Source organism: Halorussus halobius (assembly GCF_004765805.1).
Lineage (GTDB): Archaea > Halobacteriota > Halobacteria > Halobacteriales > Haladaptataceae > Halorussus > Halorussus halobius.
This window is the reverse complement of the sequence record NZ_SBIU01000005.1, coordinates 12,657-35,050: the sequence shown is the minus strand read 5'-3', so window position 1 is coordinate 35,050 and position 22,394 is coordinate 12,657. Positions and strand designations below refer to the sequence as shown.

At 68.9% G+C, this 22,394-nt stretch carries 23 protein-coding genes, 1 tRNA gene and 1 pseudogene; 18 read left to right on the top strand and 7 right to left on the bottom strand.

Going from position 1 to position 22,394, the window contains the following annotated elements; all coding sequences use genetic code 11:
- The first annotated feature begins 9 nt into the window (after positions 1–9).
- Complete coding sequence (locus EPL03_RS14435) at positions 10–921, top strand: hypothetical protein (RefSeq protein WP_135830048.1); 912 nt, start codon at positions 10–12, stop codon at positions 919–921.
- 221 nt (positions 922–1,142) lie between these two features.
- On the opposite strand, the gene EPL03_RS14430 is transcribed toward EPL03_RS14435, so the two are convergent.
- A complete protein-coding gene (locus EPL03_RS14430) occupies positions 1,143–3,407 on the bottom strand; it encodes a CDC48 family AAA ATPase (protein WP_135830047.1) in 2,265 nt (754 codons plus the stop codon).
- The gene (locus EPL03_RS14425) at positions 3,404–3,649 is read right to left on the bottom strand and encodes a DUF7127 family protein (protein ID WP_135830046.1); all 246 of its coding nucleotides are present in this window, start codon (positions 3,647–3,649) and stop codon (positions 3,404–3,406) included. Before EPL03_RS14425 ends, EPL03_RS14430 begins: the two co-directional genes overlap by 4 nt.
- Positions 3,650–3,801: 152 nt before the next feature.
- On the opposite strand from EPL03_RS14425, the gene EPL03_RS14420 reads away from it, so the two are divergent.
- The 5 genes from EPL03_RS14420 to aroC all read left to right on the top strand — a co-directional run bounded on the left by EPL03_RS14420 (position 3,802) and on the right by aroC (position 9,216).
- On the top strand, positions 3,802–4,581 hold the full coding sequence (locus tag EPL03_RS14420) for an alpha/beta fold hydrolase (RefSeq protein WP_135830045.1): 780 nt from the start codon (positions 3,802–3,804) through the stop codon (positions 4,579–4,581).
- A gap of 175 nt (positions 4,582–4,756) precedes the next feature.
- On the top strand, positions 4,757–4,993 hold the full coding sequence (locus tag EPL03_RS14415) for a DUF5822 domain-containing protein (RefSeq protein ID WP_135830044.1): 237 nt from the start codon (positions 4,757–4,759) through the stop codon (positions 4,991–4,993).
- A gap of 139 nt (positions 4,994–5,132) precedes the next feature.
- On the top strand, positions 5,133–5,534 hold the full coding sequence (gene paaI / locus EPL03_RS14410; RefSeq protein WP_135830043.1) for a hydroxyphenylacetyl-CoA thioesterase PaaI: 402 nt from the start codon (positions 5,133–5,135) through the stop codon (positions 5,532–5,534).
- A 449-nt stretch (positions 5,535–5,983) separates the two neighbouring features.
- On the top strand, positions 5,984–7,285 hold the full coding sequence (gene aroA / locus EPL03_RS14405; protein WP_135830042.1) for a 3-phosphoshikimate 1-carboxyvinyltransferase: 1,302 nt from the start codon (positions 5,984–5,986) through the stop codon (positions 7,283–7,285).
- Positions 7,286–8,055: 770 nt separating this feature from the next.
- Complete coding sequence (gene aroC, locus EPL03_RS14400) at positions 8,056–9,216, top strand: chorismate synthase (RefSeq protein ID WP_135830041.1); 1,161 nt, start codon at positions 8,056–8,058, stop codon at positions 9,214–9,216.
- On the opposite strand, the gene EPL03_RS14395 is transcribed toward aroC, so the two are convergent.
- A complete protein-coding gene (locus EPL03_RS14395; protein ID WP_135830040.1) occupies positions 9,217–9,855 on the bottom strand; it encodes a twin-arginine translocation signal domain-containing protein in 639 nt (212 codons plus the stop codon).
- A 184-nt stretch (positions 9,856–10,039) separates the two neighbouring features.
- Here EPL03_RS14395 and EPL03_RS14390 point away from each other — a divergent pair, with 184 nt between their 5' ends.
- Genes EPL03_RS14390 through EPL03_RS14380 form a run of 3 tightly spaced genes read left to right on the top strand, consistent with a single transcriptional unit; the run spans position 10,040 to position 11,971 of the window.
- Positions 10,040–10,375, top strand: a complete 336-nt coding sequence (locus EPL03_RS14390) for a HalOD1 output domain-containing protein (protein ID WP_210425007.1) — start codon at positions 10,040–10,042, stop codon at positions 10,373–10,375.
- Between the two features lie 12 nt (positions 10,376–10,387).
- Positions 10,388–11,296 carry a DUF7504 family protein gene (locus EPL03_RS14385; RefSeq protein WP_135830039.1) on the top strand — a complete coding sequence of 303 codons (909 nt, stop codon included), beginning with the start codon at positions 10,388–10,390 and terminating at the stop codon, positions 11,294–11,296.
- Between the two features lie 42 nt (positions 11,297–11,338).
- A complete protein-coding gene (locus EPL03_RS14380; protein ID WP_135830038.1) occupies positions 11,339–11,971 on the top strand; it encodes a uracil-DNA glycosylase in 633 nt (210 codons plus the stop codon).
- A gap of 66 nt (positions 11,972–12,037) precedes the next feature.
- Here the strand turns inward: EPL03_RS14380 and EPL03_RS14375 are convergent, their stop codons facing one another.
- Both EPL03_RS14375 and EPL03_RS14370 read right to left on the bottom strand, forming a co-directional pair.
- A complete protein-coding gene (locus EPL03_RS14375; RefSeq protein WP_135830037.1) occupies positions 12,038–12,883 on the bottom strand; it encodes a VOC family protein in 846 nt (281 codons plus the stop codon).
- A 151-nt stretch (positions 12,884–13,034) separates the two neighbouring features.
- Positions 13,035–13,241 (bottom strand): hypothetical protein, encoded by a 207-nt coding sequence (locus tag EPL03_RS14370; protein ID WP_135830036.1) that lies wholly within the window; start codon positions 13,239–13,241, stop codon positions 13,035–13,037.
- Positions 13,242–13,302: 61 nt separating this feature from the next.
- On the opposite strand from EPL03_RS14370, the gene EPL03_RS14365 reads away from it, so the two are divergent.
- The 3 genes from EPL03_RS14365 to EPL03_RS14355 all read left to right on the top strand — a co-directional run bounded on the left by EPL03_RS14365 (position 13,303) and on the right by EPL03_RS14355 (position 15,007).
- The gene (locus EPL03_RS14365) at positions 13,303–14,064 is read left to right on the top strand and encodes a TIGR04282 family arsenosugar biosynthesis glycosyltransferase (RefSeq protein ID WP_135830035.1); all 762 of its coding nucleotides are present in this window, start codon (positions 13,303–13,305) and stop codon (positions 14,062–14,064) included.
- Between the two features lie 86 nt (positions 14,065–14,150).
- Positions 14,151–14,234, top strand: a tRNA-Ser gene (locus EPL03_RS14360).
- A gap of 452 nt (positions 14,235–14,686) precedes the next feature.
- A complete protein-coding gene (locus tag EPL03_RS14355; RefSeq protein WP_135830034.1) occupies positions 14,687–15,007 on the top strand; it encodes a DUF5785 family protein in 321 nt (106 codons plus the stop codon).
- Between the two features lie 248 nt (positions 15,008–15,255).
- Here the strand turns inward: EPL03_RS14355 and udk are convergent.
- Together udk and EPL03_RS14345 are read right to left on the bottom strand one after the other, a co-directional pair.
- Positions 15,256–15,868: pseudogene (udk, locus tag EPL03_RS14350) on the bottom strand (uridine kinase); the annotation flags it as partial.
- Between the two features lie 397 nt (positions 15,869–16,265).
- Positions 16,266–16,460, bottom strand: a complete 195-nt coding sequence (locus EPL03_RS14345) for a cold-shock protein (protein ID WP_115862948.1) — start codon at positions 16,458–16,460, stop codon at positions 16,266–16,268.
- A 277-nt stretch (positions 16,461–16,737) separates the two neighbouring features.
- Here EPL03_RS14345 and EPL03_RS14340 point away from each other — a divergent pair, with 277 nt between their 5' ends.
- From EPL03_RS14340 to EPL03_RS14315, 6 genes are all read left to right on the top strand, one after another.
- The gene (locus EPL03_RS14340) at positions 16,738–17,496 is read left to right on the top strand and encodes a GTP cyclohydrolase III (RefSeq protein ID WP_135830033.1); all 759 of its coding nucleotides are present in this window, start codon (positions 16,738–16,740) and stop codon (positions 17,494–17,496) included.
- 88 nt (positions 17,497–17,584) lie between these two features.
- Entirely contained in the window at positions 17,585–18,187 is a 603-nt protein-coding gene (locus tag EPL03_RS14335) for a CBS domain-containing protein (RefSeq protein WP_135830032.1), read from the top strand.
- 188 nt (positions 18,188–18,375) lie between these two features.
- A complete protein-coding gene (locus EPL03_RS14330; RefSeq protein ID WP_135830031.1) occupies positions 18,376–19,488 on the top strand; it encodes a branched-chain amino acid ABC transporter permease in 1,113 nt (370 codons plus the stop codon).
- On the top strand, positions 19,485–20,849 hold the full coding sequence (locus EPL03_RS14325; protein ID WP_135830030.1) for a branched-chain amino acid ABC transporter permease: 1,365 nt from the start codon (positions 19,485–19,487) through the stop codon (positions 20,847–20,849). Before EPL03_RS14330 ends, EPL03_RS14325 begins: the two co-directional genes overlap by 4 nt.
- Positions 20,846–21,679 carry an ABC transporter ATP-binding protein gene (locus EPL03_RS14320; RefSeq protein WP_135830029.1) on the top strand — a complete coding sequence of 278 codons (834 nt, stop codon included), beginning with the start codon at positions 20,846–20,848 and terminating at the stop codon, positions 21,677–21,679. Before EPL03_RS14325 ends, EPL03_RS14320 begins: the two co-directional genes overlap by 4 nt.
- Complete coding sequence (locus EPL03_RS14315) at positions 21,676–22,380, top strand: ABC transporter ATP-binding protein (RefSeq protein ID WP_135830028.1); 705 nt, start codon at positions 21,676–21,678, stop codon at positions 22,378–22,380. The genes EPL03_RS14320 and EPL03_RS14315 overlap by 4 nt, the downstream gene beginning before the upstream one ends.
- Positions 22,381–22,394: the final 14 nt, after the last annotated feature.

Sequence of the window (22,394 nt, the reverse complement as noted above, 5' to 3'; positions counted from 1 at the left end):
CCACAAACCATGGACTTGGACGAACTCCGCACGGTACAGAGCAAGGAGCGCTCGAAGGACAGCCTCCAGCACCTGCGGGAGTCGTTCTACGCCGACGTGGCCGACTACGTGGCCGACCTGCGCGAGCGCCGCGACCGCGCGATAGACCGCGCGGCCGGCCGGGCCATCGACGACCCGGAGGTTCGTCGGCTCACCGACGAGATAGAGACCGCCGAGGCGGTAGCCGAGGGTCTCTACGAGCGCCGGGTCGGCAAGGTGGTCAAGCGCGCCAGCCTCGCCGCGATGGACCTCGGGGGCGACCCGGATGGGCTGACGGCCGAGGAGCGCGAGCTGTTCGACGAGCTGGTCGCGCGGATAGACGCCAACAAGCAGTCGGTCCTCGACGTGCTCGAAGGGGACGAGCGCTCGGAAGCCACCGCGACGACCGACCCGGCGAGCGGTGACGCCCGAACCGCTCCGGCGGCGGGCGACGCCGGGAGCCCGCCCGCCACCGAGGACGCGGGCGCGCCGGACGTGAGCCCGGCGGACGTGATGGGCGGCGACGGGCCGCCGGTCGGCTCCGACTCGGCCGGGGCGGCGGCCTCGAACGCGACTGGCGCGTCCGAGTCGGCGCGCCCGAGCGCGGAGGCCGGCGCGGTCGTCGGTGACGGGGCGGCCGACGGTTCCCCGGCCGGCGACGGGGCGGACTCGGGCGAGGAGGTCGCGCCGTCGGCCGGCGCAGGAGCCGACGACGCGGCCGACGCGACCGACCCGCTCGCCGGCCTCGCCGAGCGCACGACCGTCCGGGTCACAGACGACGTGGGCGAGATATTCGGCGTGGACGAGCGCACCTACGACCTCGCCAGCGAGGACGTCGTGACCCTGCCGGCGGCGAACGCCGAGCCGCTGGTCGAACGGGGCGCGGCCGAGAAGCTGGAGTAGCGACTGGGGGTCGGGTTCGGAAAAATCGAGCGGTAGCGCTCGGTGGGACGTTCAATCGGAGTACACCGCGATTCCCGCTCGCTCGCCGCTACGCAGCGCGCAGCGGCGAGCGAGCGGGCCAAGCGACGTCCGGAGCGAAGCGACCGGCGGGCGGAGCCCCGTGTGTTTCACGACCGCTCTGTGAGGGTGGTGCGTTCGTGGGCCGCCCGCAGCAAACGGTTCTACTGGAACGTCCGGCCCAGCTGCTCGCCCTCCGACTCGGGGTCGGTCGTGTCGAACTGCTCTTCGATCTCCTCGTAGTGCTCGATGGTCTCCTGGTCGACGCTCGGGACGACCTCGTCGAGCGCCTGCTCGAAGTGCTCCCTGCTGATGCGGACGTTGCCGACGCTCTCGCCGATGTCCTCGGGGTCGACGCTGGTGATGAACTCCCGGCTGGCGGCCATCGACGCCTCGCGGGCGACCGCCTCGACGTCGGCACCGACGTAGCCCTCCGTCTCGCCGGCGAGCCAGTCGAGGTCCACGTCGTCGGCCAGAGGCTTGTCGCGGGTGTGGACCTCGAAGATGGCCTTGCGCGCGTCCTCGTCGGGCACGGGCACGTGGACGTGACGGTCCAGCCGGCCGGGCCGCAGGAGTGCGCTGTCGATGAGGTCGGGCCGGTTCGAGGTGGCCACGACCACGACGTCTTCGAGCTCTTCGAGCCCGTCGAGTTCCGTCAGCAGCTGGGAGACCACGCGCTCGCCGACCTCCGACCCGCCGCCGGAGCCGCGACCGCGCTCGCCCGCGATGGAGTCTATCTCGTCGAAGAACACCACGGTCGGGGCGTTCTCCCGGGCCTTGCTGAACACCTCGCGGACGCCCTTCTCGGACTCGCCGACCCACTTGCTGAGGAGCTCGGGACCCTTGATCGAGATGAAGTTGCTGTCGCTCTCGTTGGCGACGGCCTTGGCCATCAGGGTCTTGCCCGTGCCGGGCGGGCCGTACAGCAACACGCCCTTGGCGGCCTGCATGTCGAGCGCGTCGAACACCTCGGGGTAGTCGAGCGGCCACTGGATGGTCTCGCGCAGCCGCTCTTTGGTATCCTCGAGCCCGCCGACCCGGTCCCACGTCACGTCGGGGACCTCGACGAACACCTCGCGGAGCGCGGAGGGCTCGATGCCCTTGAGCGCCTCCTTGAAGTCGCGCTCGGTGACCTGCAAGGAGTCGAGCACGTCGGCCGGAATCTCGTCGGATTCGAGGTCTATCTGGGGCCGGATGCGCCGCAGGGCGTTCATCGCCGACTCCTTGGCCAGCGATTCGAGGTCGGCACCCACGAACCCGTGGGTGCTGTCGGCGTACTCTTCGAGGTCGATGCCGTCGGCCATCGGCATGCCCCGCGTGTGGACCTGCATGATTTCGAGGCGGCCGTCGCGGTCGGGGACGCCGATGTCGATCTCGCGGTCGAACCGGCCGGGCCGGCGGAGCGCGGGGTCGATGGCGTCGACGCGGTTGGTCGCGGCGATGACCGTCACCTCGCCCCGGGATTCGAGCCCGTCCATCAGGCTGAGCAGTTGCGCCACGACGCGGCGCTCGACGTCGCCGCCGGCCTCCTCGCGCTTGGGCGCGATGGAGTCGAGTTCGTCGATGAACACGATGGCCGGGGCGTTCTCGGTGGCCTCGTCGAAGACCTCCCGGAGCTTCTCCTCGGACTCCCCGTAGTACTTCGACATGATCTCGGGGCCCGAGATGGTCTGGAAGTGGGCGTCGATCTCGTTGGCGACGGCCTTGGCCATCAGGGTCTTACCCGTGCCCGGCGGGCCGTGGAGCAACACGCCCTTGGGCGGCTCGATGCCCAGCCGGTTGAACAGTTCGGGGTGGCGCATCGGGAGCTCTATCATCTCCCGGACCTGTTCGAGTTCGCCCTCCAGCCCGCCGATGTCCTCGTAGGTGACGTTGGGCGTGGCCTCGCCCCCGCTCGCGCCGCCCTGTGCGATCTCCTCGGCGGCGCGCTCGCTGACGTTTATCTCGGTGGAGTCGGTCACCACGACCGTCCCCTCCGGGTCGGTGCTGGCGACTTTGAGCGGGATGGACTGGCCCGAGCGCATCCCCATCAGGCCGAAGCCGAAGGGCACGTTTTGCCCCTTCGTGATGGCCTGTCCGCTGAGCTTGTCCCGGACGTGGGGCGTGATGTCGCCCCGAATCTGGAGGTTCTGCGGGAGCGCGATGGTGACCGAGCTGGCGGGCTTGACGTCGGCGGGCTCGATGGTGACCCTGTCGTCGATGCCGACGCCCGCCTCCTGGCGGAGCTGGCCGTCGATTCGGACGACCCCGCGTCCCTCGTCCTCGGGGTAGCCGGGCCACACGCGGGCGACCGCTCGGCCCTGATTGTTCCCCTCGATGACCACGTAGTCACCGTTCTCGACGCCGAGTTCGTGCATGGACTGGCGATCGATGGCGGCCAGTCCGCGACCGGCGTCCTTCTGCTTCAACGGCTTGACGGTGAGCTTCATTGTCCCACCTCGATACTGAGGACCCCGTTGGTGATAAACGCTTCCGCCTCACCCTCGGGGAGTTGGAGCTCGAGTTGGCGGGTCTCGTCGCCGTCCTCGACCACGACGATGGCCTCCTCGCCGAGGACGTCCACGGACGCCTCGCTCCCGACCCCGAGGTCGGCGGCCAGAATCTCGCCGTCGTCGTACTCGTACCGGCGTGCGAACACGTCGTCGCGTTCTTCGATGTGCTTGAGAGTCATTCTTCCTAACTTCGAGTTAGTCCTTTCTATACTTAAGTCTTTCTGCGACATAACCGCCGTACTACGACGGGAAGCAACTGAATCGGTCGAATTGCAGTTCGCCCCCGCGTCGCGACGGGAGCTTTTTGGTCCGGCCCGACGAATCGGTCCCCATGAACGAGGTCACACACCACGGTCGGACGACGACCTACCGCGTCGCCGACCGCGGGGGCGAGGGGACGCCGGTACTGTTCGTCCACGGCTCGGGCGGCACCCACGAGGTGTGGAAGGCGCAACTGGGGCGATTCGCGCGCGAGCGGCCGGTCGTCGCGCTCGACCTGAGCGGGCACGGCGACTCCGAGGACGTCGACGCCACCGCCGGCTGGGAGACCCTCTCGGCGTACGCCGACGACGTGCTCGCGGTCGCCGCCGAGACCGACGCCGGCGTAGTCGTCGGCAACTCGCTCGGGGGCGCGGTCGCGCTCCAGCTCGCGCTCGAACGCGACCACGCACTCGACGCGCTCGTGCTCGCCGGAACCGGCCCGAAGCTCCCGGTGCTGGCCGACCTCCGGCGCTGGCTGGCCGAGGAGTTCGACCGCGCGGTCGAGTTCCTCCACGGGCCGGACCGGCTGTTCCACGACGCCGACGCCCGCTATCGCCGGCTCTCGACCGAGACGATGCGCGAGGTGGGACAGGCGGTCACCCGCCGGGACTTCGAGACCTCCCACAGGTTCGACGTGCGCGACCGGCTCGACGAGATATCGGTGCCGACTCTGGCGGTGGTCGGCGAGCACGACAAGCTGACGCCCCCGGACTACCACGAGCGGCTGGCCGACGGGATTCCGGACGGCCGATACCGGGAGATTCCCGACGCCGCTCACCTCGCCATGCTGGAGGAGCCCGAGGCGTTCAACGCCGCGCTCCGGGAGTTCCTGGACGAAGTGGGTGCGTAGGCTCACGTCGCGGGCGTCCGTTTCGAGCGCCGAACCGCCCCGCGTCTTCCCGGTTGCCCCGTTCCCGGGGACCCCGCAGCCGTCCTCGACCCGGCGAAGTCCACTCTTTCCCGTGTCCCACCGACGCACGGCCGAGACTGCAACGTTTAAGCTCCGAGGCCCACGACCTCGAAGCGTGCCCGAACCAGTCGAGACCTACGACCCGGAGGGCGTCGACTACGCGTGGGTGATGCAGACGACCTTCGTGCTCACGGTCGCCGGCGGCGGCCCGGTAGTCGCCCTGCTGGCGCTGTTCTCGGGCGTCTCGCTGCCGACGTGGGGCGCGCGCGCGTCGTTCGCCGTCCGGGTCGGGGCGTTGCTCTGGTTCGTCGTCGCGGTCGCGGTGTTCCTGTACGCTCGAAAGCAGGCGTAGTCGGCCCGCGGACGGGCGAGTGCGAAGGCGTGGTCGAGGCGACGCGACTGCGCTCGACGACGCGGTCGCTCCGCTCCGGGGCGGTCGGGGGAGTACCGACCCGGCCGGCTATAAATAGCCGTCGCGCTAATCGGTCCCTATGACCGAGATTCCCGACGACCGCCGCGAACGCATCGCCGCCGACCCCTTCGCCGCCAAGCTCGGCATCGAACTCGTCGACCTCGGGCCGGGCCGCGCTCGGACCGAGCTGACCGTCACCGAGGACCTGCTGAACTTCCACGGGACGCCCCACGGCGGCGCGCTCTACTCGCTGGCCGACGCGGCGTTCGCTGCCGCCTCGAACGCCGAGGGCGACGCCGCGCTCGCGTTGGAGACCAACATCTCGTACTTCGAGGCGGTCGAGGTGGGCGACACCCTGACCGCCGAGGCCGAGCGCGTCCACGAGCGCGGCCGGACCGCCTCGTATCGCGTGGCGGTGACCGACGAGGCCGACGACCCGGTGGCCTCCTTCCGGGGCCGGGTGTATCTCCCCGGCGAGTGACGGGCGCGGGCCCGACTGGCGTCGTCGCCGACTCGACGCGAACCGAAGCTATTCGGGCCGGGGCCGCGCCCCGCCGGATATGTCGACAGGACGAAACGACTCCGGCTCCACGCGCCCGTCGACCGCGATTCGGTTCGGGGTCGTCGGACTCAGCCTCCTCGTGCTGCTGTACAGTGTCGTCGTCGCTCGGCCTGCTCTCAGACACGAGAGCCGCAACTAGGTCCTCTAAAGCCCTCGGCGCGCTCGCCACCGTCGGAGGCAAGCTCCCACGAGCCGTGCCGCACGTCGTTCGGCAAGACGCCAGCGCGCGCCGACGTGGAAAATGAAGCTACCCCCGCCGGTACTGTTTGGCGTACCGCGACCGAGTTCTCGCTCCGTAGCCGAACACCCCCTCGACGAGATTCGCCCGCTCCGGTAGCCTGATACGCCCCCACGCCCTCGCCCGACCCATGGACGTAGAGATATCGCCATCGACGCTCTCGGGGACCGCACGCGCCCCGTCCTCGAAGAGCTACACCCACCGGGCCATCCTCGCCGCCGGCTTCTCGGGCGGCGCGCTGGTGTACGACCCGCTCGTGAGCGCCGACACGAAGGCCACGATGCGAGCGGTCGAAGCCTTCGGCGGGGAGGTAACCCGCGAATCGGACCGCCTCGACGTCGACGGCTTCGACGGCCGGCCGGAGGTCCCCGGCGACGTTATCGACTGCGCGAACAGCGGGACGACGATGCGACTGGCGACCGCGACCGCCGCGCTCGCCGACGGCGGGACGGTCCTGACGGGCGACAGTTCGCTTCGCTCGCGCCCGCACGGCCCGCTGCTCTCGGCCATCGAGGACCTCGGCGGGCGGGCCGAAAGCACGCGCAAGAACGGACAGGCTCCCCTCGTAATCGAGGGGCCCACCTCGGGCGGGCGCGTCTCGATGCCCGGCGACGTCTCCTCGCAGTTCGTCACCGCCCTGCTGATGGCGGGCGCGGTCACCGACGAGGGAATCGACGTGGCGCTCGAAACCGAACTCAAGTCCGCGCCGTACGTCGACATCACCCTCGAACTGCTCGACGAGTTCGGCGTCGAGGCCGGGAAGCGTCGTGAAGACGGCGGCGGGGTGTACCGCGTCGAAGGCGGCCAGTTCTACGAACCGACGGACGGCGAGTACCACGTCCCGGGCGACTTCTCGTCCATCTCGTACCTGCTCGCGGCGGGCGCGATTGCGGCCGAGGGGTCCGAGGCGGTCCGGGTGCGCGGTGCGTACCCGAGCGCGCAGGGCGACAGCAAAATCGTCGGCGTCCTCGACCGGATGGGTGCGGACGTGGACTGGAACCGCGACGACGGCGTGCTGACGGTCCGGCGCTCAGCCCTCTCGGGCGTCGAGGTCGACGTGGGCGACACGCCCGACCTGCTGCCGACCGTCGCGGCGCTCGGTGCCGTGGCGGACGGCGAGACCCGCATCGTCAACTGCGAACACGTCCGGTACAAGGAGACCGACCGCGTGACCGCGATGGCCGAGGAGCTTCGCAACCTCGGCGCGGAGACGACCGAGAGCGCCGACACCCTCACCGTGGTCGGTGAAGAATCGACCCTGACGGGCGGCGCGGTCGACGGTCGGGGCGACCACCGCATCGTGATGGCGCTGTCGGTCGCGGCGCTGGCGTGTTCGGGGCCGACCGTAATCTCGGGCGGCGAACACGTCGACGTGTCGTTTCCGACCTTCTTCGACGTACTCTACGACCTCGGCGCGACCGTGGACCGGTGAGGTGAAGTTCTGGTGTTCGTGCTTTGTGGAGGGCGTGGATTCGGACGAGCGCTTTCGGGATTGATCTGTGAGACGTGGTTTCGGGATTGGTCTGCGGTTTCGGCGTTCGGTCTGCGGTTTCGGCGTTCGGTCTGCGGTTTCGGCGTTCGGTCTGCGGTTTCGGCGTTCGGTCTGCGGTTTCGGCGTTCGGTCTGCGGTTTCGGCGTTCGGTCTGCGGTTTCGGCGTTCGGTCTGCAGTTTCGGCGCGTGCTGGCGCGGCCCGGAGTGGCCGCGCCCAAGCGCGCGAGGGAGGGGCGCTCTCGTGCGCCCCGAGGCTGGGGAGGCGTGAGGCCTGCCGTTGCGGTGCGGGTGCGGTGCGGGTACTCATAGGCCTCGGCAGAAGCTAGCTTTCTGACGGCATCCTCGTCTGATTCGAGCGTATTCGAGCTAGCTTCTGCCTCGACAAATGAGTGACCGCGCCGCGACCGCACAGCACCGCAACCGCCACCGCGCCGCAACCTCACGCCTCCCCAGCCTCCTCGCTTCGCTCGTCCCTCGCACGAGTTGGCGCGACCACGAGGGTCGCGCCAGCGCGCGCCGAACCGGAAACTCAGACAAACGCGCGCCCAACCGGAAAACCAGACAAACGCGCACCGAATCGGAAAGACGGACTGGCGTGCCGAACCAGCTTCCGTTCGATTCGCCGTTCCCGTCCGAAGCCGGCGTCCAGTCGCCTAGACCACTTGCACCTTCTGAAAGGCTCAAATAGGGCCGCCCTGAACACACGCCTAATGAACGGCAACAGCTTCGGACGCCTGTTCCAGGTCACCACGTTCGGCGAGAGCCACGGCGAGGCGATGGGGGTCACCGTCTCGGGCTGTCCGGCGGGGCTCGAACTCTCCGAGGACGACGTCCAGCGCGAACTCGACCGGCGCAAGCCCGGCCAGTCGATGATAACCACGAGTCGGGGCGAACCCGACCACGTCTCCATCAAGTCCGGCCTGCAGGACGGCTACACCACCGGCACGCCCATCGGGATGGTCATCGAGAACAAGGACGCCCGCTCGGGCAAGTACGAACCGTTCGTCACCGCGCCCCGGCCCAGCCACGGTGACTTCACCTACTCGGCGAAGTTCGGCACGCGCAACTGGGGCGGCGGCGGGCGCTCGTCCGCGCGCGAGACGGTCAACTGGGTCGCGGCCGGAGCCATCGCGAAGAAACTGCTCGCCGAGGAGGGCGTCGAACTCGCGGCTCACGTCAACCAGATCGGCGACGTCGAAGCGCCCGAGGTCCCCTTCGAGCGGATCCGGGACCGCGCCGACGACAACGAGGTGCGGTGTGCCCACCCCGAGACCGCCGAGAAGATGCGCGAACGAATCGACGAGTATCAGGACGACGGCGACTCCATCGGCGGCTCCATCTACTTCGAGGCGCGGGGCGTCCCGCGCGGGCTGGGCGCGCCGCGATTCGATTCGGTGGAAGCCCGACTCGGACAGGCGATGCTGAGCGTGCCCGCCTCGACCGCGTTCGAGTTCGGACTCGGCCGCGACGCCCGCGAGTACGCCGGCAGCGAGCGCAACGACGAGTGGGAGTTCGGCGAGGACGGCGACCCGAAACCCGTCGAGAACGACCACGGCGGGCTACAGGGCGGCATCACGACGGGCGAACCCATCTACGGCGAGGTCACGCTCCACGCGCCCACCTCGATTCCCAAGCCCCAGACCACCGTCGACTGGGAGACCGGCGAGGAGACCGAAGAGCGGGTCATCGGTCGCCACGACCCCGTCCTGCCGCCCCGTGGCGTCCCCGTCGTCGAGGCGATGCTGGCGCTGACGCTGGTCGACTTCATGCTGCTGGGCGGGCGACTCAACCCCGACCGCGCCGACGACCGCCCGGGCGAGTACGACACCGACTACCACCCGAGTAGCCCGAAAAACGAGCCCGGCGAGTAGCTACGAACTGTCGTTCCCGGCACCGCCGCCCGACTCGACCGTCACGTCGCCGACCATCGTGTTCGGGTGGACGAGACAGATGTAGCTGGCCATCTCGGCCGACGCGGTGAACTGAACTGCCTGTACGGCCCCCTCCTCGCTGATAATCTCGGTCTGGGCGACTAACTCGCCGTCCCCGCCGACCGTGGTGCCGTTACCGGCCATACCGCCGGACTCGTTGCCCGCCGAGACGCCGGTGACGTTGCCCTCGGAGACGTCGAGCGAGACGCTCTCGTTCGCCCCGGTCCCGTTTATCTGCTGGTACGTGTCCCGGTCGATGCCGAGTGGTCGGAGGACCTCGAGGTTCTCGCCCTGTTCGTCCTGAATGGCGAAGTTGTGCGGCTGTCCGTCCCCGTTCACCCAGACGAGGGTGTAGGTCGTCCCCTCCTGTAGCGAGAGCGCCGGGTTCTGGTCCGTCCCGGTCGCCTCCGCTCCGCCGGGCAGCCGATACGCGAGCCAGCCCGGCGTCAGGCCGTCGAGGACGACGAGTTGCTCGCCCGCGCCGCCGTCCTGTGCGAGGACGGTCGCGTTCAGTCCCGCCAGTGCGCCAGTCGCTGCCGCCGCCTTCAGAAAGCGGCGGCGAGACGTGTGCTCGGTCATGAAACCCCCACTGAACGCAACCCGGCGAGCGGATTAAATGGCGCGGCCGCCCCACGGTTCTCGACCGCCGGGAACCGCGTAACGCCCCGTTACGTCGTCGGTTCGGGCCGCCCCGCCGACCGCGCTCGAATTCGCCGTAAATTTATTACATTTACGGGCCGAACATTGCGTGAGGTCGGGAAACGTGTCCAAAAGCAACACCGGAAACGACATCGCCGACAGTTCGGGACTCACGGAGGCGTCCGACCGACAGGGCGTCTACCGGGCGACCCACGACGCCGACGGGCCGGCCACGGTCAGCGACACGGTCATCGAAGCGATAGCGGAGGTCGCCGGAATCGACCCGACCAACACGGTCATCCCGCTGTCCGAGCGCGTCGACCCGGACGCCCTCGACGCCCTCTTCGCCGACGACGAGGGCGACGCGCAGGTGAGCTTCCGCGTGTGCGGACTGGACGTGCTGGTCCGCAGCGACGGGAACGTCCGAATCGTAGACGAGACGGTCGGAGACGCCGAGTAGGGGGGCGAAAGCGTGCAAGACACCAGACTGGTGCGGACCAGCGTCGCGGGCAACCCGCACACGCTCGTCCTGCGGCGGACGTCGGACGGGGCCCGGGAGTTCGAGCCCCTGTTCGACCTGCTCCCGGCCGACGGACCGAACGACGTCCTCGCGGTCACCCACGAGCAGTCCACCAGATTTCTCCGGCGGTGGGGCGAGCGAATCGACCGCCGTCCCCGGAACGTCGGGGTCGTCAGCGTCGGCGAGGTGATGCGGTCGACGAGTGCGGTCGACGTCGCGTCCCGGAGGCCGGTACGCGGCGTCGCCGACCCGACCGACGCCGAGGAGATACGCGACGCCGCGACCGGCTATCTCGACGCGTGGCCCGACGAAGGACGGACCGTTGCGTACGTCGACTCGGCGACGGCGGTGGTCGACGACCTCGGCGTCGAGCGCGGCGTCGAGTTCCTCCGGACGTTCCGGCGCGCGCTCGACGCTCGCGACGCGGTGGGCTACGTCTGTCTCGCCCCCACGGCCCACGACCGGACGGTCGTCCGCGAGGTCGCGTCGCTGTTCGACACCGTAATCGAGTGCGTCGACAACGAGGCCGAGACCGCCGCGACGCCGTCGGTCGGCGACTGCTTCGAGGCGATGTCGGACAGGCGGCGGCGGGGCGTGCTCGCGGTCCTGGCCGACGAGGGACCGTTGCCGGTCGACGACCTCGCCGACCGGGTGGCCGCCCGCACGCGGGTCGACCGCGACCGGGTCCTCGCCTCGCTCATCGACGTCCACCTGCCGAAACTGGCCGCGCTCGGACTCGCCGCCTACGACCGCGAACGCGTCGCTCGCGGCGAGCACTTCGAGCGAGTCGAGCCCTACCTCGGTCGGACGGTCGAACGAGACCGCCCGGCGAGGGGCGACTGCCCCGTGGCCGAGGAGTGACTCCCGACCGGTTTTTACCGCGCGGCCCCCACGCTCCCGACGATGGACGCGAACCAGCAGACCCGCTCGAACCCGTTCGGGATGGACGCCGACTGCCGGAACTGCCCGGCGCTGTGTGACGCCCGCGAGCAGGTCGTCCACGGCTACGGCGACGTGGGCGCGGACTTCCTGTTCGTCGGCGAAGCGCCCGGCGAGGGAGCCGACCGGACCGGCGTCCCGTTCACCGGCGACGAGCGCGGGGAGGCGCTCCAGCACGTGCTGGGTCAACTCGGGCTCAACAACTCGCTGCCCAGCGCCGCCGACCCCGAACTCGAAAACGCGTTCGTGACCTATCTCGCGCGGTGTCGCCACCCCGAGCGGTCGCCGACCGACGAGGAGGTCCGGACCTGCGAACCCTACCTCAACGCCGAGATTCGGATGATAAATCCCGAGATACTGGTCCCGGTGGGCGGGCGCGCGCTGACCGAGCTCGCGGCCGAGTACACCACCGCGCCGGCCGAGGCGTTCGACGCGACTGACGACCACGCCACCACGATTCGGGGCCGGGGGTTCGAAATCGTGCCGATGGCCGACCCGCGAGAGGCGACCGACGACGAGCGCGAGGCGTTCGTCGACCACTTCCTCGACCTGATGGACCGGGATTATCGACAGACCAAGGGGCGGCGGGGTCGGTAGCGAACGTTGGCGTCGGAAGCGCCGGCGAGAAACCGCCACGCGGAAACTACGTCTACTGCGCGGACGCTACGTCTCGACCCGAAATCGGACTTCGATGTCGTCCGGTCCCGTGACGGCGACGCCGTCGTCGGTCTCGGCCATCGCGTACTGGCTCGCCGAGAGCCGGTCCCGTATCGCGTCGAGCGCCCGCGCTTGCGGGACGACGACCTCGAACCACGACAGCCCACCGTCGCCGGTCGGTTCCGAGCGACCGTTCCACGTGTTCGCGCCGACGTGGTGGTGATAGCCGCCGGCGGACACGAACAGGGCGTCGGGCACCGCCGCCTGCCGCTCGAACCCGAGGCGGTCGACGTAAAACTCCTCGAACGCGTCGAGCGAGGTCACTTCGAGGTGGACGTGACCCACGTCGGTTCCGGGCGGCGCGGCCGACTCGCCCGTGGCAGCGGCCGCCAGCGGGTCGAGGTGGAGGCGGTACGTGCCCATGCGGACGCCCCCGTCGGCGCTCCGGGGCCACTCCGCTCGCGGGAAGTCCCGGTAGATTTCGACGCCGTTTCCCTCCGGGTCGGTGAGGTACAGCGCCTCGCTGACGCCGTGGTCGGACGCGCCGTCGAGTCGCGCGCGGTCCCGAATCCGAGCCAGGGCGTCGCCCAGCGCACCACGCGAGGGGACCCTGAACGCGGTGTGGAACAGCCCCGCCCGCGACGGGTCTCGCCGGCCTGCGTCCGAGTCGCGGTCCAGCACGAGCAACGGGGTCCCGTCGACGCCGAGGACCGCCGTCGCGTCGGTGCGGTCGAGGACGCCGAGTCCGACCACGTCCCGGTAGAACTCGACCATCTCCCCGAGATTCGACGCCCCGAGGGCGGTTCGTCCGATTCGAGTCTCGGCCGGGAGCGCGTCTACGTTCGAGTCCATGGTCGTTCGGTTCGGCGCGGTCGCTTGGCACGCAGTTCGCCGGACGCTCTGTCGTCTATCACGCCCGTCGTTTGGTCGGAGACGCTCTTATAGCTCCGGCAACGCCGACGTGAGCAGGTTACGTCGACCCAACCGCCTCGCCGCGTGGCGGTTATCGTCCCCAGTAAGGCGTCGACAGCGCGCGGGACGGCGCGGAGCCGAGTCCGCCCAGACTGACGACGACGAGCGCGACGAGGCCGACCGTCGCGAGCGCGGCGGCGTTTCCGGCGACCGCTCGGGCGAGGCCGACGAACGACCCGACAGCGCCGGCGGCGGTCGCGCCGACTGCGAGTGCAGCGAGTGGCGTGAGGCGATTCATACCCGGACCGTGAGCACCCAGGAGTAAAACCTTCAAGGGTCGCGCCGCCCGAGGTCCGGGCATGACAGTCATCGCGGTCCTCGCCGACCCGCCGCGGCCGGGGCTCGTCGTCCCGAAGCTCCCCGCGTCGTCGCCGCTCTCGGAATCGGAGGCGGCCGACCTCTACGCCGCGTCGCTGAAGGACACGCTCCGCGCGGTCGAGCGCAGCGGGGGCGACCTGCTGGTCAACTACCGCCCCGACGACCGCCTCCCGGAAGCGTACCGCCAGGAGGAGAGCGCCCAAGCCGCGGTCCGCGCGCTCGCGGCCGACGCGCTCGACGACCCCGAGGCGGCCCGCTTCGAGGTGCAGGTCGGCTCCGACCGTGCCGCGCGGGCGGGCAACACCGTCACGCACCTGCTCGACGAGGAGGGCGTTCGTTCGGCCGCTGTCGTCCCCGGCACCGCGCCGAGCATGACTCGCAAGGAGGTCGACAGCGCCGCGATGAAGCTCCGGACCAACGAGGTGGTGCTCGGCCCGAGCGAGCGCGGGGGCACCTACTACGCGGGCTTCACCGACACCGTCGACTTCGAGGACGCGTTCGCGGTCCCCGAGGTCGAGACGCTGGCGACGCGCGCGGCCGACGCGGGCCACTCGGTCGCGTTGCTCCCGTCAGCGCCCCGCGTCGGGACCGGCCCGGAGCTGGCGTCGCTGGTCGCGGTGCTCGACGCCCGGATTTCGGCCGGGCTGGCCGTGCCCGAACACACCGCCGAACTGATTCGGGAGTGGGGCCTGTGCGTCCGGCCCGACGGGGACGGCGAGCCGACGCTTCACCGCACGAACTGACTCGCGGTGCCGCCTTCTTTTAGCTGGTTGGCAATCCGAATCGAGACCGACAGTTCTTAGACGAGTCGCGGCCAAGCATCGGGCGCGGTGGGATGGCAGAGCGGCCTATTGCGCCTGCCTTGAAAGCAGGTGGCCGGAAGGCCTCTTGGGTTCAAATCCCAATCCCACCGCTTCTGCGACGAACAAATGGCGAGTACCTCGTGTACTCGCGTCATGGTGCGGAGCAATGCGGTTCCGATTGGGATTTGAGCCCTGCCAGTCGCAGCCCGGACGCGCAGCGAGCGAGGCCAGGGGCCTCGAAATGCGACCGGCAACGCCGCGAGCGAAGCGAGCATCCCGGGCCGTCTGGCTCCGGTTCAAATCCCAATCCCACCGTCGTTCTGACGCGAGCGACGGGTCGAGCAGCTCGTCTGTCAGTTCGACCTCGAATCGAACGACCGTCCTGAACCGAGTGATACTGCCGAGGACAGCAACGAGGCCGCGAGCTGTTGCTCGAGCATATGAGACCGCAACCACGCCGCGAGCACACGGACAGCACCGCAACCGCGACCACACGCCACTGCACCGTGCTGGCCGACCGCGAGGAGAAATCCTTTTGCTCCACCCGTCCGACGCTTCGGGTATGGACTGGCCCCACGACCCAGACGGCGAGGAGGGCAGCGAAGGCGGACGCAAGTACGGCATGGCGATCCTCGCCAAGCGACTCGACGAGGACGAGGACTTCCCGCTGGCCAAACAGGAGTTCGTCGAGGAACACGCCGACGAGCCGCTGCGCATCAACTCCGGGCGCGTGGTCAGCGTCGCGGACGTCTTCGAGTACGTCGAGGGCGAGGAGTTCGAGACCATCGTCGACTTCCACAAGGCGGTAGGTGCCGGGATGCGCGCCGGCGGGTTCTGGGACTACCACCCGCAGGGCGAGTCGCCCGAGAAAAAGAGCGCCTGACCGGCGCTCCCGGCTCTTCTACGGCTCTCCGTCGTCGAGCGATTGGTCGTCTCGCGCGCGCTCGTCGACCCACGGCTCGCTGTCCTCGTCGCCCCACGCGCTCGCGTCGCCGTCCCGAGCGGGTCCGTCGCGGTCCCACCTCTCGGTTTCGGTGGCGTCACCGACGCCGGGTTCCGTGACCGCGAGGCGCTCGGCCCCCTCGTGCTCGACGCCGGCCTCGTCGAGCGTCCACCCCGAGCCCGAATCGGCGTAGGTTTCCGCGCGGACCTTCTCTTCGAGCAGGTTCACCGCGACCCTGTTCGCGCCCTCGGGGATGATGAGGTCGGCGCGCTTCTTGGTGGGCGCGACGAACTGCTCGTGCATCGGCTTGACCGTCGAGAGGTACTGGTCCATCACGCCTTCGAGGTCGCGCCCGCGCTCGACCACGTCGCGCTCGATGCGCCGGAGGATGCGCACGTCGGCGTCGGTCTCGACGTACACCTGCACGTCGAGCATCTCGTTGACGTCCTCGTCGTACAGCGCGAAGATGCCCTCCAGAACCACGACGTCGGTGGGGTCGACCGTGACGGTCTCGTCCTTGCGGTTGTGGTCGGCGAAGTCGTACTGGGGCATCTCGATGGTCCGCCCCGACAGGAGCGCGTCCATGTGCTCGCGCAGGAGTTCCCACTCGAACGCCGACGGGTGGTCGTAGTTGGCCGCCGCCCGCTGCTCGAAGTCGAGGTGGCTCAGATCCTCGTAGTAGTTGTCCATCGGGATGCGCGTCACCGAGTCCTCGACCTCGGCGGTTATCTCGCGGGCCACCGTCGTCTTCCCCGCGCCGGTCCCCCCGGCGATGCCGATGACGAACGACGGGATTGTCATTGGCAGGGTACAGGCGTGACGGGGGTTTGAATCCCCCGAAACGACCGCAGGGAGTGAGCGGCTCGCGGTCGCGTGCAGTTGCGGTGGTGTGCGGTTGCAGTGCGGTGGCGGCGCTGTGCCGTGCGGTCGCGGTTCCCCTCGGCTCAAGCAGTAGCGAGCTGCGCCTTTCCGTCGCTTCGTCCCGTTACCAATTCCCGTAACCGACGTTTCCCGCCGCCTCCAGCCACCACTACCGACCGTCACCGTCACCGTCCTTCGAGCCCCGGCAAAAGTGCCACACACAGCGCTGCGAGTTGTCGTCGAGCGCGTTCCGACTCGACGGCGGGCTCGCCGCTGGTCGGTCGTAGTGTCACGGAAAAGCGCGTTCATCCGCCGTCAGGCGGCCTGAAAGCGTTGTTTAAAGGCGCGTGAGGTTCGTCGCGCGCGGACCCTTCGGGGCCTGTTCGATGCTAAACTCTACGTCGGTTCCCTCTTCAAGGTCCGGGCCGCCGATGTCTTCCATGTGGAAGAACACGTCGTCGTCCGCGTCCTCAGTCGAGATGAATCCGTAGCCGCCAGTGTCGTTGAAGAAGTCAACGTTTCCTTCTGCCATTGCAACTCGAATGCCCGGTGTACGGATAAGACTTCCGTAATACGTTTGCCTGCGGCCGTATATTTTGGACGAATATGTCCCCTATCTCGAATTCCGACGGTCGAATGCGACTGTTCGGTCACCTACCGGGAGCGCTTCGTGGGAATCGGCGGCTACTCGCCGATTCTCGTCCGTTCCGGCAATAGTGGTGGCCCGACTGACCGCCCATTCACACTTCTGGAACTCCTATCGGAATTAGGATGGCTTATAAGGTGGCAGTGACAACCGTCGCGTAACAGTGACGAACGCCCAGGTCACCCTGATCCAGATCGACAACTACGGGCCGTGGACAGTGACGCCGGAACCGCGCCGGGAGGTCGACCTCCAGACGCTCCAGTCGCGGCTGTACGCCGACCTCTCGCAACTCGTCGGCAACCGCGAGGGGTACGTCTTCTTCACCCGGTTCGACAACATGGTCGCGGTCACGAACGGGATGGACGAGGCCGACCACGCCATGATACAGGAGTCGGTCCGCAACCGCTACCCCGTGACCGTCAGCTTCGGCGTCGGCGTCGCGCCCAGTCCGGTCGACGCGCTCTCGGCCGCGACCGACCACCTCCAGGACGCCGGGAGCGCCCAAGAGGCCGACCGGACCGAAATCCTGCGGGGCGGGACGCTCGCCGCCGACGAGCGGACCGACCACGACGTCCACCTCGCCCACTTCGACGTGAACGACGCCACCGGCAAGTACACCGACCGGCTCAACGCCTACGACTCGTTCATCCACATCGAGCAGGCGTACGCCGAACTCATGCGATATCTGCGCCGGGCCCACGACGGCCTCGCCTTCTTCGTCGGCGGGGACAACGTCATCGCGGTCTGCCCGGACCTCGACGAGGCCGCCTACCGGGACGCCATCGACCACGTCGAGCGAACCGTCGAGGTCGAGCTCAAGGTCGGGGTGGGAAGCGCGGCCACCGCCCAGCCGGCCGGGATGGCGGCCAAGCACGCGCTCGAAGCGTGTCGCGAGGACGGCCACCGGGTCGTCGTCGACTGACGGCGCGTAGCAACCTCGAAGCTACGCCCGACTCGGGCTTAAGCCTGCCGGGGATACTTTTTAGCGCGCCTGTGCCAATCTCTCGCACATGGAGGGCGAAGTGACCGTCAGGGACGTGATGACCAGGGAGTTCGTCGGCGTCAGCGAGTCGGACACCGTGTTGGGGGCGGTGAAGCTGATGGACGAGGAGGACGCCGGCTACGTCGTCGTCCTCAGGGGGAGCCAGCCGGTCGGCATCGTGACCGAGTCGGACGTGCTCGAACTGGTCGCCGACGAGCGCGACCCGGCCGACGTCGCGGTGTCGGCGGTGATGTCCGATCCGGTGGTGTCGGTCGACGTCGACCGGGCGCTCTCGGACGCCGCGGCCACGATGTCCCGCGAGGACATCCGCAGAGTCGCGGCCACCAGCGAGGGGGAACTGGTCGGCGTCCTCTCCGAGCGCGACCTCATCGCAGCGTCGGCGTCGCTGTCGGGCGCTCGGACCGCCCGCGAGGAGGCCCCCGACGACGTCGCGTTCTCGAACGCCGGCGGGACCTCGATGGGTGCGGGCAGCGCCGGCGGCGACGCCCGGGACGAGGCCGACCGATACGAGTACGCCGACCGGAGCATCTGCGAGACCTGCGGCACCCTGAGTCGGGAGCTCGCGAACGTGAACGGCCAGCTCATCTGCGCCGACTGCCGGGGTGTGTGACGGTCGCCACCACACCGCACGAACCGACCGCAGGTTTCCAGGCCGAGCGCCGCGTCCGACCCGGCCCGACCCCGCTCGCGTCCGGCGAAACGAGCGAAAGGTGTTGGATTTTATACGACGTAATATTATCGATATTGGAAACCTTATTATGGGTCCGGGGCAGGATACTGTCATGAGGAGTGTTATCAATGGGTGTATCTGAAACGTACGTGCGCGGCCGCCGGCTCGCCCGCGAACAACCGTTCGCGGTCGTGGTCGGACTGGTCGCTCTCTGGGTCGTGTGGTTCCTCCTCGACGGGTTAGCCACGGGGTCCATCGAAGTGAACGACGTGGCATCGTACGCGTGGGACGGGTTGCTTCGGGGGCTCATCGTCGGCCTCGCCGGCATCGGGCTCTCGATGACCTACAGCATCCTCAACTTCGCGAACTTCTCGCACGGCGACTACCTCACGAGCGGCGCGTTCTCGGGGTGGGCAGTGACGTACCTGCTCGCGGGGCTCGGCGAGGCCAACGTCGGCTCGCTGCTTCTGGTCGGGGCGGGCGGGTCGGTGTTCGGCGGCGCGCTGGGCATCGGCATCACCACCTCGCCGATAGCCGTCGTGGCCGGGATGGTCGTCGCGGGCGTCGCGACCGTCGCGCTGGCGCTGGTCGTCGACCGCTTCGTCTACCGACCCATCCGCGACGAGGGCGGCATCACCCTGCTCATCACGAGCGTCGGCGTGGCGTTCGCCCTCCGATACCTCATCGTGTTCGTGTTCGGCACCGACGTCCGGGGGACGACCGCGGCCGGCTCGGTCCCCCAGATGAGCGTGAACGTCGTCGACGGGGCCGTCCGCGTCAACGCCCACGACCTCACGCTGGTCGTCGTGGCGGTCGGGCTGATGGCGGGCGTCCACCTCCTGCTCCAGCGGACCAAGCTCGGCAAGGCGATGCGCGCGATGTCCGACAACGAGGACCTGGCCCGCATCACCGGCATCCCGACCGAGCAGGTCGTCCGCTACACGTGGATCATCGGCGGCGGGCTCACCGGGGTCGCGGGCTACATGTTCGTCCTCTGGAAGGGGACGCTCGGATTCAACGACGGCTGGCTGCTGCTGTTGCTCATCTTCGCGGCCGTCATCCTCGGGGGCATCGGCTCGATATACGGGGCCATCGGCGGGGGCATCATCATCGGGATGACCGCCTCGATGTCCGTGATATGGATTCCCTCCGAGTTCGGCCGGGCCGCCGCGTTCCTCGTGATGATCGTGATACTGCTGTTCAAACCGCAGGGCATCTTCAGCGGGAGGACGACCGCATGAGCGCGAGCGACCTCACCGACCGGCTGGGCTCGCTGTCGGACAGCGACCTCGGACTCGTGCTGGTCGTGTTCGGCGCGCTCTACCTCGCGTACGCCCTCGCGGGCGTCATCTTCGGCTTCGCCTTCCGGGGCGTCGTCAACTCGCTGGCCAACCTCACGTTCTACGTCGGGGTGTTCGCCATGCTGGCGCTCGCGCTCAACCTTCACTGGGGGTACACCGGGCTGTTCAACATCGGCATCGTCGGGTTCATGGGCATCGGCGTCTACGTGACCGCGATCGTCGCCAAGCCGCCGGTCGCGCAGGGCGGCGCGGCGCAGGTCGGGGGCTTCGGCCTCCCGCTGGGCGTCGGCGTCGTCGCCGGCGTGCTCGCGGCGGCGCTGTTCGGGTTGTTGGTCGCGCTCCCGGCGCTGCGGTTGCGCGCTGACTACCTCGCCATCGTCACCATCGCGTTCTCGGAGATCGTGCGGTTCTCGCTGATGTCCCGGACGCTGCAGTCGTTCGAGGTCCCGGACACGGTGCTGGGCGTCGACCTCGCGGCCGACACCGTCGGACTCGGCGGCGGCGGCGGGCTCATCCTCAACTATACGTCCCCGCTGGAGGCCCTGCTCAGGACGCTGTTGCTCTGGGACCCGTACCTCGGGTTCGTAAACTTCGTCGGGAACAACTTCATCCCCAGCAACCCCAAGCCGGTCGTCGACAGCATGGCGTACGGGCTCCTGTTGCTCGCGGTCGTCGGCCTGTTCTACTGGCTGCTCAAGTGGACGGGCGAGTCGCCGTTCGGCCGGGTGCTCAAGGCAATCCGCGAGGACGAGGACGTCGCCAACGCCCTGGGCAAGGACACCAACCGGTTCAAGCTGATATCGTTCGTCCTCGGCTGCGCGCTGATGGGGCTGGGCGGCATCCTCTGGTACGCGGGCCGGGGGAGCATCACGCCGCCGTCGTTCCGACCCAACATCACGTTCTACATCTGGATCGCGCTCATCATCGGCGGCGCGGGCTCGAACACCGGGAGCGTGCTGGGCGGCGCGCTGTTCGCCGGTGCGCTGTACGAGGGGCCCCGGCTCGTCAAGAACCTCGTCGAGGCGGCGTTCGATCTCGGCGAGGGGCCGGGCACCTTCGGGCAGGCGATGGCCGCGATGGGGTCGTTCGACCCGGTTCCGTTCGTCATCTACACGCTCAACAGCATCAGCCAGCTCCGGCTGGTCATCATGGGGCTGGTGCTCATCTGGCTGATGCACAACCGGCCCGAGGGGCTGCTCGGCCACCGCAAGGAGACGGCCGCCAGCATCGACCTCTCGCGCCCGGCCGGCTCCGAGCCGTCGGGCGACGCGGCCGCCGCCGACGGGGGTGAACAGCAATGAGCGAGACCGACGAACCGGCCGACGACGCCGCGATTCCGGTTCAGAGCGTCGACCTCGACAGCGACGTGCCCCTCGAAGTCGAGGGGCTTCGGAAGACGTTCGGCGGCATCACGGCGGTCGACGACGTCAGCTTCGGCGTGGAGAAGGGGTCGCTCACCGGCCTCATCGGCCCGAACGGCGCGGGCAAGTCCACGACGTTCAACCTCATCACGGGGATGCACGAGCCCGACTCGGGCGCGGTTCGGTTCAACGGGGAGGACGTCACCGGACTCCCGCCCCACGAGATCGCCACCCGCGGGCTGGCCCGGACGTTCCAGATCGCCCGCGAGCTGGAGGAGATGACCGTGCTGGAGAACATGATGCTCGCGCCGAAGGGCCAGATGGGCGAGTCGCTGTGGCGGTCGGTCACGCCCGGCCTCCGCAACGACGTCCAGCGCCAGGAGACCGAACAGCTCGAACGCGTGTGGGACGTGCTCGATTTCTTCGAGATCGACCACCTCGCCGAGGAGTACGCGGGCAACCTCTCGGGGGGCCAGCGCAAGCTGCTGGAGATGGCGCGCGCGCTGTTGACCGACCCGGACGTACTCCTGCTCGACGAGCCGTTCGCCGGGGTCAACCCCTCGCTGGAGAAGCGACTGCTCGAACACGTCCACGACCTCCGCGAGGAGGGCTACACCTTCCTCATCGTCGAACACGACATGGACCTCATCATGGAGAACTGCGAGCGAGTCATCGTCATGCATCAGGGCCGGATTCTGAAGGACGGCACGCCGACCGAGGTCAAGCAGAGCGAGGACGTCATCGAGGCGTACCTCGGAGGTGAAGTATGAGTTTGCTGGACGTCGAGAGCCTCGACGCGGGCTACGGCGACCTCCAGATACTCACGGACGTCGACCTCGACGTCGAGGACGGCGAGTACGTCACCATCGTCGGCCCGAACGGCGCGGGCAAGTCGACCGTGATGAAGTCGGTGTTCGGGCTCACCACTTACATGGGCGGGACGGTGACGTTCGCGGGCGAGGACATCACCGACACTCGACCCGAGGACGTCATCCACAAGGGACTGGGCTACGTTCCCCAGAGCGACAACGTGTTCGCCGAACTCGACGTCGAGGAGAACCTCGAGATGGGCGCGTACATCCTCGACGAGGTGCCCGAGGACGCGCTCCGGGAGGTGTACGACCGGTTCCCGATTCTGGAGGAGCGCACGGGCCAGAAGGCCGGCACCATGTCGGGGGGCCAACAGCAGATGCTCGCGATGGGCCGGGCGCTGATGCTCGACCCCGACCTGCTGTTGCTCGACGAGCCCTCGGCGGGGCTCGCGCCCGACCTGGTCGACGAGATGTTCGACAAGATAGACGAGATCAACGACACCGGGACCTCCATCCTGATGGTCGAGCAGAACGCCAAGGAGGCCCTGCGGCGCTGTGACCGGGGCTACGTGCTGGCGAACGGCCAGAACCGGTACGTCGACGAGGGGACGAAGCTGTTGAACGACGAAGAGGTCCGCCAGCAGTTCCTCGGCGGGTAGGTCCGGGCGCGACC